At 30.4% G+C, this 15539-nt stretch carries 11 protein-coding genes; all 11 read left to right on the top strand.

All coding sequences use genetic code 11. From position 1 onward, the window contains the following. Positions 1-84: 84 nt before the first annotated feature. The 11 genes from dpaL (at position 85) to IC758_RS10960 (ending at position 15480) form a co-directional block, all read left to right on the top strand. Positions 85-1299 carry a diaminopropionate ammonia-lyase gene (gene dpaL / locus IC758_RS11010; protein WP_227434734.1) on the top strand — a complete coding sequence of 405 codons (1215 nt, stop codon included), beginning with the start codon at positions 85-87 and terminating at the stop codon, positions 1297-1299. Positions 1300-1445: 146 nt separating this feature from the next. Further along, positions 1446-2633: a YgeY family selenium metabolism-linked hydrolase gene (locus IC758_RS11005; RefSeq protein WP_227482575.1), complete on the top strand. Its 1188-nt coding sequence runs from the start codon at positions 1446-1448 to the stop codon at positions 2631-2633. Positions 2634-2758: 125 nt separating this feature from the next. Further along, entirely contained in the window at positions 2759-4129 is a 1371-nt protein-coding gene (gene hydA / locus IC758_RS11000) for a dihydropyrimidinase (RefSeq protein WP_227482576.1), read from the top strand. Between the two features lie 17 nt (positions 4130-4146). After that, positions 4147-5553, top strand: coding sequence for an amidohydrolase family protein (locus IC758_RS10995; RefSeq protein WP_227434961.1), 1407 nt, complete (start codon positions 4147-4149; stop codon positions 5551-5553). A gap of 78 nt (positions 5554-5631) precedes the next feature. Beyond that, complete coding sequence (locus tag IC758_RS10990; RefSeq protein ID WP_227434963.1) at positions 5632-6078, top strand: (2Fe-2S)-binding protein; 447 nt, start codon at positions 5632-5634, stop codon at positions 6076-6078. A 40-nt stretch (positions 6079-6118) separates the two neighbouring features. Continuing rightward, positions 6119-6913, top strand: coding sequence for an FAD binding domain-containing protein (locus tag IC758_RS10985; RefSeq protein WP_227434965.1), 795 nt, complete (start codon positions 6119-6121; stop codon positions 6911-6913). Continuing rightward, positions 6903-9194 (top strand): xanthine dehydrogenase family protein molybdopterin-binding subunit, encoded by a 2292-nt coding sequence (locus IC758_RS10980; protein ID WP_227823991.1) that lies wholly within the window; start codon positions 6903-6905, stop codon positions 9192-9194. The genes IC758_RS10985 and IC758_RS10980 overlap by 11 nt, the downstream gene beginning before the upstream one ends. Continuing rightward, the gene (locus IC758_RS10975; protein ID WP_227860410.1) at positions 9195-10508 is read left to right on the top strand and encodes an amidohydrolase family protein; all 1314 of its coding nucleotides are present in this window, start codon (positions 9195-9197) and stop codon (positions 10506-10508) included. 35 nt (positions 10509-10543) lie between these two features. Beyond that, entirely contained in the window at positions 10544-11629 is a 1086-nt protein-coding gene (locus IC758_RS10970; protein ID WP_227860409.1) for a dihydroorotate dehydrogenase, read from the top strand. A 249-nt stretch (positions 11630-11878) separates the two neighbouring features. Continuing rightward, positions 11879-12769 (top strand): hypothetical protein, encoded by an 891-nt coding sequence (locus IC758_RS10965; RefSeq protein ID WP_227482578.1) that lies wholly within the window; start codon positions 11879-11881, stop codon positions 12767-12769. A 1358-nt stretch (positions 12770-14127) separates the two neighbouring features. Beyond that, positions 14128-15480 (top strand): uracil-xanthine permease family protein, encoded by a 1353-nt coding sequence (locus IC758_RS10960; protein ID WP_227823988.1) that lies wholly within the window; start codon positions 14128-14130, stop codon positions 15478-15480. Positions 15481-15539: the final 59 nt, after the last annotated feature.

The raw sequence follows: 15539 nt of genomic DNA, 5'->3' as shown, positions 1-15539 counted from the left end.
ATATTTGATATATATTAAGTGTTGGCATGTTAATTGCTAATATATAGAGTATAAAAATTTAACAATAATTTGGAGGTATTTTAGATGCTAAAAGAAATTAAATGGAAAGTAAACAATCTGCCAAAGGGCGATAAAGAAAATTGTATCAAATTTTTAAATGAAGAAGAAATAACTAAGGTTAGAAACTTCCATAAAAGCTTTCCTCAATATAAAGAAACTCCATTAGCAAACCTAGAAGGTTTAGCAAAAAAATTAGGTGTTGCAGGAGTATATGTTAAGGATGAATCTTATAGATTTGGATTAAATGCATTTAAAGTTTTGGGTGGTTCTTACTCTATGGGTAAATACTTAGCTCAAAGATTAGATACAGATATATCAGAGTTAGGATATGAAAAATTAACTTCAGATGAAATAAAAGAAAAATTAGGAGAAATAACTTTCTTTACAGCTACAGATGGAAATCATGGTAGAGGAGTTGCTTGGACAGCTAATAAATTAGGTCAAAAATCTGTTGTATTAATGCCAAAAGGTTCTTCTGAATTTAGATTAAATAAAATCAAGGGAGAAGGTGCAGATGCTAGTATAACAGACTTAAATTATGATGACGCAGTAAGATTAGCTAATGATTATGCAGAAGCTGATGACCATGGAGTAATGGTTCAAGATACAGCATGGGATGGATATGAAGAAATACCAGCATGGATAATGCAAGGATATGGAACTATGGCTCAAGAAGCTATAGAACAATTAAAAGAATATGGAGTAGATAGACCAACACATGTATTTGTGCAAGCAGGAGTTGGTTCGCTTGCTGGTGCAGTTCAAGGATATGTTGCTTCAATATATGATGAATGCCCAATAACAGTAGTAGTAGAAGCTGATGAGGCAGATTGTTACTATAAATCAGCAGAAGCAGGAGATGGAAAACCAAGATTTGTAGGTGGAGATATGCCAACTATAATGGCAGGTCTTGCTTGTGGAGAACCAAATACTATAGGATTTGAAGTATTAAAAAATCATGCAGCAGCATTCGTTTCAGCACCAGACTGGGTTTCTGCTAAAGGTATGAGAACATTGGGGAATCCTTTAAATGGTGATGAAAAAGTAATCTCTGGAGAGTCTGGAGCGGTTACAACTGGTCTTTTAATAGCAGCTATGGAAAGAGAAGATTTAGCTGACTTAAGAAGAGATTTAAAGTTAGATGAAAATTCAAGAGTACTTTTAATAAGTACAGAAGGAGATACTGACCCTGATAAATACAGAAGTATAGTTTGGGATGGAGAGTATCCAAGCATATAGATAATTATTAAAATATTATCTTTATCAAATAATCATTTACATATTAAAAAGATTATAAGTTCTAAAATTTAGAAATTATATAAATTATATAAATTATAAAGGCTTAAATTAAAATATACATTTATAAAATCTAGGGGGATAACGAAATGCTAAACGAACAAAGAAAACAAGAAGTAACTGAGATATGTCAAAAACTAATCCAAAATCCTAGTTCTTCTGGAAATGAAGAAGGGGTTGTAAAAGCAATAGAAGAATCTTTTGAAAAATTGGGCTTTGATAGCTGGTCAAGAGATAGATATGGAAATATAGTAGGATGCATAAAGGGAAATAGACCAGGTAAAAAAATATTATTTGATGGTCATATAGATACAGTTCCAGTTCCAGATGCAAGTAAATGGAGTGTTCCTCCTTTTGAAGGAAAAATAGTAGATGGAAAGATATATGGTAGAGGAACTTCTGATATGAAAGGTCAGTATACTGCAATGATGTCTGCTGTAGCGTATTTTGCTAAAGATACTAATAAAGACTTTGCTGGTGAATTATATGTAGCAGGAGTTGTTCATGAAGAAATATTTGAAGGAGTTTCAGCTAGAGAAATAAGTAAAGCTGTTAAACCTGATTATGTTGTAATCGGAGAATCTTCAGAACTAAACTTAAAGATTGGTCAAAGAGGTAGAGGAGAAATAGTTGTAGAAACTTTTGGTAAACCAGCTCACTCTGCTAACCCAGAAAAAGGTGTAAATGCAGTTTATAAAATGGCTAATGTAATTCAAAGAATACAACAATTAGTACCTCCAACTCATCCAGTTTTAGGTGATGGAATATTAGTTTTAACAGATATAAAATCTTCTCCATATCCAGGTGCATCAGTGGTGCCAGATTATTGTAAAGCTACTTTTGATAGAAGATTATTAGTTGGAGAAACAAGAGAAGGAGTATTAGCTCCAATACAAGCATTATTAGATGAAATGATGAAAGAAGACTCAGAATTAAATGCAAAAGTTTCTTATGCATCTGAAAAAGCTGACTGTTATACAGGAAATACTATAGAAAGTGAAAGATTCTTCCCAGGTTGGTTATATGATGAAGATGATGAATTTGTTCAAGCAGCATATAAGGGATTAAAAGAAGCTGGAATAGATTCAGAAATAACTCAATATTCATTCTGTACAAATGGAAGTCACTATGCAGGTGAAGCTGGAATAAAAACAATAGGATTTGGTCCTTCTAAAGAAAATCTTGCTCATACAATAGATGAGTACATAGAACAAGAACAATTATTTATAGGAACAGAAGGTTACTATGGAATATTAAAATCTGTATATGGAAAATAATATTTAGTTCACAATAAATTATTTAAATATAGTCTAGAGGTGCTAAATTTAGCACCTTTGGCAAACATAAATTTATGTAAACATTCTAAAAGAATCTACTAGAGCTTAAAAGTTAGGAGGTATATATGGGAACAATACTAAGAGGTGGAACTATAATTACCTCTGATAAAACTTATATAAGTGATTTAAGAATAGAAGATGAAAAGATAACTGAAATAGGAAATGATTTAGAAATAAATAATGATAAAGTAATTGATGCTACAGGGAGACTTATAATTCCTGGAGGTATAGATACACATACTCACTTTGATATGAATGCAGGCTCTATAACTACTGCTGATAATTTTAAAACAGGAACAAGAGCGGCTATAGCTGGAGGAACTACCACTATACTAGACTTTGCAGAATCAAGTGAAGGAGAAAATCTAATACAAGGTGTAGAAACATATCATAAAAAAGCAAGTGGAAATTGTTATTGTGATTATGGATTTCACATGACAATCACATGCTTAGATAAAGATACATTTACGCACATGGAAAAGCTTATTTCAGATGGAATAGTATCCTTTAAAATGTATATGGCATATGAAGGTATGAAAGTAGATGATGGAACAATATACAAAGTACTAAAGGAAGCTAAAAGCCTAGGTTGTATAGTTGAATTTCATTGTGAGAATGGAGATTTATTGGATGCATTAATAGAAGAACGTTTACAAAATGGAGATTTAGAACCTAAATATCATCCACTTACAAGACCAAACATAGTTGAGAAAGAGGCTGTTTCAAGACTTGCTGATATAACTGAATTGTCAAACTCAAAATCATATGTAGTTCACCTAAGTTGTAAAGAGTCACTAGAAAGTATAAAGATAGCTAGACAAAAAAATGTAGATATGATAGTAGAAACATGTCCGCAATATCTATTATTAGAAGATAGTTTATATAATAAGGATGAATTTGAGGCAGCTAAATATGTAATGTCTCCTCCACTTAGAAAAAAAGAAGATATAGATTTTCTTTGGAAAGGTTTGTCTGAGGGCGATATTCAGACCGTAGGTACAGACCATTGTTCATTTAATTTTAAAGGTCAAAAAGATTTAGGAATTGATAATTTTAGTAAAATACCAAATGGAGCACCAGGTGTTGAACATAGATTATCTCTTTTATATACATATGGGGTTTTGGAAAATAGAATAAGTGTAAATAAATTTGTAGAAGTTACTTCCACAAATGCTGCTAAAATATTTGGGATGTATCCTAAAAAAGGTGAAATAGCTGTAGGAAGTGATGCAGATATAGTGATTTTAAATACAGATAAAGAAGAAATAATCAGTTATAAGAATCAAAAACAAAATGTAGATTATACTCCATATGAAGGAGTTAAAGTCAGATGTAAAGTTGAAGATGTTTTTTTAAGAGGAAAGCATGTAGTACAAAGTTGTAATATCATGGAGCAACCAGCAGGTCAATATATTAAAAGAAAAATTACTAAATAATGCAGGGGGAAATAAGAATGATGGATATACTTATTAAGAATGCCATAATAGTAACTGTAAACAAAGAGAGAGAAGTTATTTTTGATGGGGCATTAGTAGTAAAAGATAACAAGATTGCAGATATTGGGAATTCTAAAGAAATAGAAAGTAAGTACACTGATGTTAAAAAGGTAATAAATGCTAAGGGCAAAGTCCTATTCCCAGGTTTTATAAATACACATAATCATTTATTCCAAACTTTATTAAAAGGATTAGGAGATGATATGGTACTTAAAGATTGGCTAGAAACTATGACATTTCCAGCAGCCAATTATTTAGAGCCAAAGGACACTTATGATGCTGCAATGCTTGGCTGTGTGGAAGGTCTTAGAAGTGGTATAACAACAATGGTTGACTATATGTACCCTCACAGTAAACAAGGTCTTTGTGATGGAATAATAGATGCTTATAAAGAATTAGGAATAAGAGGAATACTTGGAAGAGGTTGTATGAACACAGGTGCTCAATTTGGAGTTCATCCTGGAATAATGCAAGATGTAGAAACGGTTGAAAAAGATGTAAGAAGATTGTTTGAAAAACACCACAATACAGAGAATGGAAGAATCAAAATAGGAGTAGCTCCAGCAGCAATATGGTCAAATTCTCAAGAAATGCTTGAGATGCTTTGGAGAGTAGTAAAAGAATATGATGATGCTTTATTTACAGTACATATATCAGAAACTCCTTTTGATAGAGAAGCAGCAAAAGAATTGCATGGGCAATATGACATAGATGTTTTAAAGAAATTGGGAATACTTGGACCAAATGTACTTATGGTACATTGTGTATATTTAACTGAAGAGGATATGGAACTTACTAAAAAATATGACATGAAGGTGTCTCATAACACAGCAAGTAATATGTATTTATCTTCAGGAGTTGCACCAGTACCAGAAATGCTTAAAAAAGGAATAACAGTTAGTTTAGGCGTAGATGGAGCTGCTAGCAATAACTCTCAAGATATGCTTGAACTTATGAAATTAACAGCACTTCAACATAAAGTTAATAAATGTGACCCATTAGCAATGTCAGCAGAAAAAGTTCTTGAACTAGCGACTATAGATGGAGCAAGAGCTATTGGAATGGAAGATGAGATAGGTTCACTAGAAATTGGTAAAAAAGCAGATTTACTAATATTTAATCCAATGCTTTCACCAAAAGCAATACCTATGCATAATCCAGTGTCTACATTAGTATATTCTTCTAGCATGAAAAATATAGAGAGTGTTATAGTGGATGGAAATATAATAATGGAAGATTCAAAAATATTAACAACTGATGAAGAAAAAGTATTAAAAGATGCTCAAGATACAGCTGAGAGACTTTGTGTAAGAGGGACTATAAAGAATAGAATGGAAGGCCATAAGTGGAATAGTCTTTATTAATAAATACAATATTATTCTTAAATAAATTAAATATAGTATAGACTTTGGCTTAAAAATATGAGTTTTGAGGTGATTTATTTGATTATCAAATGTACCATAAATAATAAAGAAAAAGAATTGAATGTAAGACCAGATGATTTTTTAGCAGATACATTAAGGGAAAATGGATATGTAAGTGTTAAAAAAGGTTGTGATACTGGCTCATGTGGTCTATGTACAGTAATGGTAAATAACAAAGCTGTGCTGTCTTGTAATTATCTTACTGCTAGAGTAGAGGGACAACACATTACAACACTTGAAGGCGTAGTAGATGAAGCTAAGAAATTTGGGGATTTTCTTGCGGATGAAGGCGCTGACCAATGTGGATTTTGTGCTCCTGGATTTATAATGATGGTTTTAGCAATGAAAAGAGAACTTCAAAATCCAACAGAAGAAGAAGTTATAGATTATGTAAATGGAAATCTTTGTAGATGTACAGGATATAAAGGTCAACTAAGAGCAATACATAAATATTTGAACACTTAAATTTTTTTAAGTGAAAATTAAATTGATATGGGGAGAGAATATGATAACTATAAAGGAATATGTAGTTCCAAAAAGTTTAGATGAAGCTTATGAACTGCTAATATCAAGAAAAAACAACATAATACTTGGAGGCTGCGGATTTTTAAAACTAGGTAGCAAAAATATTGGTTCAGCAATAGATTTAAAAGACCTAGGTTTAGATTATATAAATGAAACTGAGAATAGTATATTAATTGGAGCAGATACAAGTTTAAGAACTTTAGAATTAAATAAGGTTATTAAAAATTACTGTAGTGGAGTAATTTCAAACGCTGTTTCTAATATAGTAGGAGTTCAATTTAGAAGTGGAGCTAGAGTGGGAGCTAGCGTATTTGCTAAGTATGGATTTTCAGATTTAATACCTTCATTACTAGTAGTAGATGCAAAGGTTAAGTTATATAAAAAAGGGGTTATGAATTTAGCTGATTTTTTAGAAAGTGAGCTTGAAAAAGATATATTAATGGAAATTATATTACCTAAAAAAGATGCTATAGGTGTATTTGATTCAATAAGAAAATGTACAGGTGATTTTGCGGTATTAAATGGGGCAATGTTAAAAGAAGGAAATTCTTATAAAATTGCAATAGGAGCTAGACCAAGAAGAGCAAAGATTGCATACAAAGCAAGTGAAGTGCTAAGCTTAGAAAATGATGCAAACAAAGCTGGAGAGGTATCAAGTGAAGAACTTTCATTTGGAAGTAACATAAGAGGAAGTAAAGAGTATAGAAAAGATATGGCAAAAGCATTAGTTGTTAGAATGTATAATAGTATTGGGGGTGAGTTTAATGGTAAATAAAGAAGTAAGAAAAATAGATAGTGAAGCCATTGTTACTGGTAAACCAATATATACTGAAGATTTAATTTTTCATAGGGATGTTTTGACTATTAAACTTCTTAGAAGCCCACATGCTTTTGCAAAAATAAAAAATATTGATATAAAAAATGCATTAAAAGTAAAAGGTGTAGTAGATATATTTACTTACAAGGATGTACCAAATTATAGATATTCAATGGTTGGAGAATCATATCCAGAAGCATCACCTCATGACCAATTAATACTTGAAGATATAGTGAGATATGTAGGAGATGAAGTTGCTATAATAGCGGCTGAAGATGAAAGAGCAGCTATTAAAGCAATGAAACTTATAAAAGTTGAATATGAAGTAATGACACCAATATTAGATGCAAGAGAATCAGAAGGTAATAAAATTTTAATACATGAAGAAGATGATTTGTTTTGTCCGTTTGATTTTGGATTAGATGCTACAAAAAATATAGTATCAAGAGAAAAAATGGGTAAAGGTGATGTAGAAAAAGAGTTTAAAGAGTGTGATGTGATAGTAGAAGAATCTTATATGACTCAATCACAAGCACATTGTATGATGGAAACTCATAGAGCTTACACATATATAGATACTAATGGTAGACTAGTAGTAACTTCTGCAAATCAATCAGCTTATCATATGAGAAGACAGGTTTCAAGAGCATTGGGAATACCTCTTTCAAAGGTGAGAGTAATAAAGCCAAGGATAGGTGGAGGTTTTGGTGGAAAAAATATAGCTGTAACAGAGATATATGCGTCATTTGTAACTTGGATGACGAAAAGACCAGCAAAACTTATATATACTAGAGAAGAAACTTTTGCAATGACTAATACTAGACATCAGATGTTTTTTGACATAAAAGTTGGAGCAGATAAAGAAGGAAATATAAAAGCTATAGATATGAAAGCATTAAACAATACAGGTGCTTATGGTGACAATGGACCTTCAGTTTGTTCCGAGTCAGGGCATAATGTGCTTCCAACCTATAATAATGTACCTGCAATAAAGTTTGATGGAAGGACTGTATATACTAACTTAGTTCCAGGGGGAGCATTGAGAGGGTACGGAGCAACTCAAGGTACATTTGCACTTGATTGTGCAATAGACGAATTAGCACATAAACTTAATATGGACCCAACAGAAATAAAATTAAAAAACATTATAAAAAAGCAAACTGAAGGCGGAATAATGAATTTTCCAATAAGAAGTTGTGCACTTGATGAATGTATAATTAGAGGCAAAAAGCTAATTGGATGGGATGAAAAATATCCTGTTATAGATATTGGGAATAATAAAGTAAGAGCTGTTGGAATGTCAGTTGGAACTCATGGTTCTGGTATAGCTAACATAGATATGGCAATAGTAAATATGAGAATGGATGAGGATGGAACTTATAAGTTATTTTCTGGGTCTTCAGATTTAGGAACTGGTTCTGATACAATACTTGCACAAATTGCTGCCAAGACACTAAATACATCTATTGATAGAATTTCTGTTTATACAGGAGATACAGATATGTGTCCATATGATACTGGAGCATATGCTTCTTGTACTACTTATGTAACTGGAAATGCTACAATAAAGTCAGCTGAAAGTTTAAAACAAAAGATATTAAAAGTAGCACAGAAGAAATTAGACCTACCAATCGATGATTTAATGCTATATGAAGACAGAGTTTGTTATAGTGAGGATGTAGAAAAGTTTGTTTTATTAAGTGAATTAGGAAGAGAATCTGTTGGTGGTGGAAATCAAGATGTCTTATACTCATCTGAATCTTATGGGATAAAAGAGAGTGCAAAACCATTTTTAGCAGGTTTTGCAGAGATTGAACTAGATAAAACAACAGGTGAGTTTAAGGTGATAAACTATGCTTGTTCAACTGATTGTGGTACAGTTATGAATCCTGCACTTGCAAGAATACAAGTTGAAGGAGGAGTAACTCAAGGTATAGGGCTTGCAATGTATGAAGATCCTAGACATGGTTCTGATGGTAAACTTCAGACTTCTAATTTGTTACAGTATAAAGTTCCAACAAAAAAGGATATAGGAAATATATTAGTAGATTTTGTAGATAATTATGACCCAACAGGACCATATGGAGCAAAATCTTTAGGAGAGATAGTTATTCATACGCCAGCACCAGCAATAGCAAATGCAATTTTTAATGCAGTAGGTGTGAATATAAGAGAACTTCCTATAACTTCTGAAAAGGTTTATATGGCTATGAAAAAACTAAATCAGGGAGGTAAATAAATGGTTGCTATAAAAAGTAAATACTTAATATCTTCTGCTGATGAAATATATACAAATTATGCTGTTGTAATAGAAAATGACATTATAAAAGATATATTGCCAAATGAAGAAGTTGAATTAAAATATAAAGATATTTCAGAGATAATAAATAAATCAGATGCCATAGTAATGCCAGGCTTTATCAATGGGCATATGCATCAATATGGAGTGCTTTCTAGAGGAATACCAGCAAATGTACATTTTACTGATTTCGAAGGATTTTTAAATGACTATTGGTGGCCGTTTATAGAAAATAGAATAGGACTAAAGGAAGTAAAAGCCACAACTAAAGCATCTGCAATAGAACTTATAGAATCTGGTGTAGTAGCATTTTGTGACACATTAGAAGCTCCAAATACAGAAAAAGGAACTTTAATTGAGCAAGGGGAGATACTAGAAGAAATAGGAATGAAAGCAGTTTTATCTCTAGAAAGTTGTGAAAGAATAAGTTATGAAAATGGGTTAAGATGTTTAGATGAAAATTCTAATTTAATAAAATGGAGTAGAGAAAACAGTAAATTAATAAATGGAATAATGTGTACACATACTAGTTTCACATGTTCAGATAAATTTATCAAAAAAGCTAAAGAAGATGCAAGAAAATTAGAGGCACCAATGCAATTTCATTTATGTGAGAGTATATATGAACCAAACTACTCTAAAAAACACTTTAATAAAAAAGCAGTTGATTACTACAATGATTTAGATATATTAGATGAGACTGTATTAGCGTCTCAATGTGTAAAAGTAGATGATGAAGAGATAGACATATTAAAGGAGAAAGGTGTAAAGGTAGTTCACATGCCTCTTAGTAATTGTGAAGTAGGTGGCGGTTTTTCTCCAGTTCCACGAATGATTAAAAAAGGCATAAAAGTAGCATTAGGCACAGATGGATATATAAATGATTTTTTTGAAGTTATGAGAGGTGCATTTTTAATGCATAAATCAGTTGAAGAAGATGCATCTGTAATGCCCGCAAGTTTAGTATTTAAGATGGCAACAGAACATGGTGCTTATGCATTGGGACTTCAAAAATCAGGAAAAATAACAGTTGGTAATAAAGCAGATATAATAGTTATGGAAGATGAATTTAAAACTCCTGTAACACTTGATAATATATTTGACCAGATAGTAGTGCAAGGTAAAAAAGAATTTATATCAAATGTATACATAGATGGTAAACATATTTTAAAAGAAAAACAATTGGTTAACTTAGATAAAAAAGCTATTGTTAAAGAAATGAAAGATGTTGCCTGTGAATTCTGGAAGTTTTAATAAATGTAAATAAATATGAAAAGGGGAAGTAAATAATGTATAATTTTTTAGGGAAAGAATTAAAATCACCTTTTATAATAGGTTCAGGTCCGTTGACATATAGTGCAGCTGGATGTAAGATACTAAGTGATGCAGGAGCAGGAGCAGTTGTTACTAAGACAATAAGAAAAGAAAGAGCTATAAATCCAGCACCTCATATGGTGAGAAATACAGCTAATGCTCTTTTAAATAATGAGAAATGGACAGATTTTGAACCAGAGCAATGGATAGATTTTGAAATACCACAAATGAAAAAAGATGGAACTGTATGTATAGCTTCAGTAGGTCATACAATAGAAGAAAGTAGTGAACTAGTAGAAAAGATTGCAAATGCAGGAGCTGATTTTATAGAGCTGGTATCTTATGACTATAGAGATTTAATACCAATGCTTAAGGATGCGAAAGAAAGAGTGAATATACCAGTAATAGTTAAACTTCCTCCTATGATAGATGAAATAGGGGCTTTTGCTAAAAAATTAGAAGAAGCAGGAGCAGATGCAATAACTGCTTGTGATTCTGTAGGACCAGCACTTAGAATAGATATAGAAACTGGCCAACCTTTATTAGGTGGAAATGGAATTGGATATTTAAGTGGAGAAACTATTAAACCAATAACTCTACAAAGAATATATGAAATAAAAAAAGAGGTAAATATACCTATAATTGGATTAGGTGGATGTGTAAGTGGAGATGATGCTTTAGAGATGATTATGGCAGGTGCTGACTTCGTTGGTATATGTTCAGTAGTAATATTAAAAGGAGCTCAAGTAATAGCTAAAACACACAATGACCTAAATTCTAATCTTGACAGACTAGGATATAAAACTATAGAAAATGCTTGTGGGGTAGTACATAAGCATATGGGAGAGGTAAATGAAAGACTTAGTTTTGAATTTACTTATGATGAAGAAAAGTGTACTAAATGTAAGATGTGCGAGAGAGTGTGTGCATATCAAGCTAGAAAATTAAATGACAAGATGGAATTAAATGAAGGTGAATGTAGATATTGTGGTCTTTGTATATCAGTATGTAAACCAAAGGCACTTGGAAGAAAGATTTCATGTCCAGAATTAAATGCATAAGATGTTTTATAAAAAATATAACTTCAAAAGATAAAAATTTATATACAGATAAAGGATACCATATTAAAATGGTATCCTTTTGTTTGTAATTATTATTTTTAGATTTATATCTATATTAATTATTTTTTGTAGTAATTATACATAATAATTTTAATAATTAAATTTATAACAACTATTTTAGAGATATATGTTAACATTGTATAGCATTTGTATAAGATGTTATAATAATTAATAGGGATGGTGATGTAAGTGGAAGATAAAATTTTAGAATTATTACATATTATAAATAAAGATGTGGTTAGCATGAAAAATGACATGTCAGAAGTAAAACAAGAAATAAGTGTAATGAAAGAAGAAATAAGCGAAGTGAAACAAGAAATATGCATAATAAAAAATGACATGTCAGAAGTAAGACAAGAAGTAAGTGTGATGAAAAAAGAAATGAATGAAGTAAAACAAGAAGTAAGTGTAATGAAGAAGGAAATGAGTGAAGTAAAGCAAGAAGTAAGTGTAATGAAGAAGGAAATGAGTGAAGTAAAGCAAGAAGTAAGTGTAATGAAAAAAGAAATGAATGAAGTAAAACAAGAAGTAAGTGTAATGAAAGAAGAAATGAATGAAGTAAAACAAGAAGTAAGTATAATGAAGAAAGAAATGAGCGAAGTAAAACAAAAAATAAGTGTAATGAAAGAAGAAATGAATGAAGTAAAACAAGAAGTAAGTATGATGAAGAAAGAAATAAATGTAGTGAAAGAGAATTTACATGAAGTTAAATTAGAAATGAACTCTATGCAAAATCAAATAAGTAGTGCAAGTAAAGATATAAGTGAAATTAAAGCAGAAAGTATTGTAGTTAATGAAAAACTATATGAAATAGATGTTAAAGTAGATGCCTTAGAATCTGAAGGAAAATCAATTAAAGAACAACAAATTGAACAAAATAGTATTTTAGGAAGTTTATTACATAACTCTGAAATAAATAAAGCTACTCATGATAATATGGAACATAGTATAGCACATATAAAAGGTGATACAAACTCCATAAAAGAAGATGTTTCAGAAATAAGAAGAGATTTAAATTTAGTAGAATTAGCTACAAGCAAAAATTGGAGCGATATTGTAAAATTAAAATCAGCTAGATAATCTTTTAATTACATTAACTTATCATCCATAAAAGTATAAACTTTCATATAAAAATAGATGCTTATAATAGTCTTACTATTTATTATAAATTTTAGAAATTAAAATAAAAATTTGAGAAAAGATCATTTGAAAAATACTTTTGGTCTTTTTTTTTATGTAATTATAAAAATATCATAAAAATAAAATTTAAAATTTGCTTAATAAAAAATTACAGAACAGTTGGAATAAGTAAATTTTTATCAAGGAAAGTATAAAAAAATTATTCTATGCAAATGTATGCAAATATTGGCATTAAAATTGCTGTATAGAAATAATAAATAGTAATGTACATAAAGATTGTATTATACAATAGTATTACTATTTTTAATTATAGATATTGGTTTATATCTATATGCTAGATAGAAACTTGTATGTTTTATGTTGCAGATACAAATATAGTAAAGGAGAGTACATGGGTACAACTGAGATACATAGCTTATTAAGTTTTTCTGTCTTATGATAATTATATTATAAAATATTCATAAATATTTTGATTTTCAATTTGAAAATTATTTTATGCTTAAATTAATTATTATGTAATTAATTTAATAACAAAAACAGTGAAAGAGTAAATAATATTATTTACAGGGGGTAATAAAAAAGTATATTAAATAAGTTGTACTTTTAGCCCCGTACATAAAGAAATTTATGTAGGACACAACTTTAAAACCAGTAAATCCTAAAGCCTTGCAACTACAATAAAAGATAGAAAGAAACTTTTATGAATGTGGTGAAAACCAGAAATAATAGCAAGGATGGTATATGGTGAGAGCCTAAGTACTTTACAATGGACATTTGGTCGCCAAGCCTAGAAATAGGAAGGTCAAACGACTATCTCGAAAGAGAGTACACTATAAGCTATTGATAGTGGAAACGGGTTGCTCTTAACAGGTAATGCTGAAGATGAAGAAATAGTCTACGCTCATATGAAAGTATGAGGTCACTTAAGATTAAAGTGGCATCTATAAAGTAGCGTTTATAGGTAAATGTTTAAAACTTACAAGATATAAATACTTATGAAAACTTATAACTTATAATGATTAAGATTGAAAGATTTAGATTGGATTAGAATTGTTGTAAAAAATTTTAAAGTCCATAGCTACAATACTCTTATATTTGTAAAGCACTATAGAACATATACAAAATAATAGAATAAATTTAATTGTTAATAATTAAATTTGTTGTACGTGATTTTTAAGTATAAAAACTTAAATGTATTACTGAGTATAGTAAGATTTATAAAAGTCATTTAATTTAATATATTAAATTTTTAAGTATTTATATAATTCAATAAGTTTTATGTAACGGGAGTTTTTATTATGAAAGCAAAAAGTACATCAAAATTTGAATTAGACGGAATACCACCACTAAAGGAAGCAATACCTTTGGGGTTACAACACTTAATGGCAATGGTAATAGGTAGCTGTTTACCAGCGATACTAGTTGCAAATGCGGCTGGACTTAATCATAAAATGTCTACACTATTAATTCAAGCTGCTTTAATTTTTGCAGGATTATCAACTTTGTTACAATTATATCCAATACCACTATTTAAAGGTTTTAAATTGGGAGGAGGAATACCAGTTATAATGGGAGCTACAGCAATGTTTATAGGAGCTGGAGTTTCTGTTGCAGGCAAGTATGGATTACCTGTCTTATTTGGCTCTCAAATAGTCGCTGGTATAGTGATAATCATAATTGGTTTTGGTCTTAAAAAAATAAGGTTTATATTTACCCCAGTCGTATCTGGTACTATAGTTGCATGTATGGGTCTTGGACTTTTTCCAATAGCTATAAAAAACTTAGCTGGAGGTATGGGTAATGAGACATTTGGACAACCAATTAATTTTATAGTTGGAATAGCTGTATCACTTATGATATTAGGATTAAATAAATATGGAAAAGGATTGTTTAAAGATGCATCAATATTAGTTAGCATAGTTTTTGGATATATTTTATCACTAATTTTGGGAATAGTAAATTTTTCTTCAATTCAAGAGTTTACTTTGGTTGCACTTCCAAAACCACTTGCTTTTGGATTGGATATAAAGCTTGAGGTTGTAGTAATGTTTTCAATAATATATTTGGTTGAAATAGCTGATATTATGGGAGCATGTACACTTTCTACAGTAGGAGGACTTAATAGACAAGTTACAGATGAAGAACTTTCTTCTGCTGTTTTAGGAAATGGAGTATTATCTACAATAGGAGCATTATTTTCTGCTACTCCAATGGGAATGTTTGGTCAGAATTCTGCAATCGTTTCTAATACAAAAATTATAAGTAAATTTGTACTAGCTATTGGAGGCATTGGATTATTTCTGGCGGGAGTATCACCTTTATTAGCTAATTTAATCAGAACAATACCTCCTTGTGTGGTTGGAGGAGCAACACTCGTAATATTTTCAACTCTTACAACATCTGGATTAAGACTTGTTAGTATGGATGGTTTTAATCAAGAAAATAGTATGATATTAGGTCTTTCTATGGCAACTGGGATAGGATTTATGGTAGTTCCTCAGGTTCTTGAAAAATCTCCAAAATTTATAGAAACACTACTTGCAGATTCAAGTGTAGTTTCAGGAGCTATGGTTGCTATAATAGTTCAAGGTTTATATATGATAAAATTTTCAAAAGGTAAGGACAATAAAAATAAAAAGGAAAATATATAGAGTAAAAAACTAATAGAATTAAATTAAGTTTACTATATATTTATAAAAATAAAGCAAAG

This window comes from Clostridioides sp. ES-W-0016-02, from assembly GCF_020641035.1.
Lineage (GTDB): Bacteria > Bacillota > Clostridia > Peptostreptococcales > Peptostreptococcaceae > Clostridioides.
Note: the sequence above shows the minus strand (reverse complement) of the source record. Positions and strands in the feature narration are given on the sequence as shown.

What these genes read in the sequence shown, in the direction of transcription:
- dpaL (WP_227434734.1), top strand. Translation starts at nt 85, where the DNA reads ATGCTAAAAGAAATTAAATGGAAAGTAAACAATCTGCCAAAGGGCGAT.
- IC758_RS11005 (WP_227482575.1), top strand. Translation starts at nt 1,446, where the DNA reads ATGCTAAACGAACAAAGAAAACAAGAAGTAACTGAGATATGTCAAAAA.
- hydA (WP_227482576.1), top strand. Translation starts at nt 2,759, where the DNA reads ATGGGAACAATACTAAGAGGTGGAACTATAATTACCTCTGATAAAACT.
- IC758_RS10995 (WP_227434961.1), top strand. Translation starts at nt 4,147, where the DNA reads ATGATGGATATACTTATTAAGAATGCCATAATAGTAACTGTAAACAAA.
- IC758_RS10985 (WP_227434965.1), top strand. Translation starts at nt 6,119, where the DNA reads ATGATAACTATAAAGGAATATGTAGTTCCAAAAAGTTTAGATGAAGCT.
- IC758_RS10980 (WP_227823991.1), top strand. Translation starts at nt 6,903, where the DNA reads ATGGTAAATAAAGAAGTAAGAAAAATAGATAGTGAAGCCATTGTTACT.
- IC758_RS10975 (WP_227860410.1), top strand. Translation starts at nt 9,195, where the DNA reads ATGGTTGCTATAAAAAGTAAATACTTAATATCTTCTGCTGATGAAATA.
- IC758_RS10970 (WP_227860409.1), top strand. Translation starts at nt 10,544, where the DNA reads ATGTATAATTTTTTAGGGAAAGAATTAAAATCACCTTTTATAATAGGT.
- IC758_RS10960 (WP_227823988.1), top strand. Translation starts at nt 14,128, where the DNA reads ATGAAAGCAAAAAGTACATCAAAATTTGAATTAGACGGAATACCACCA.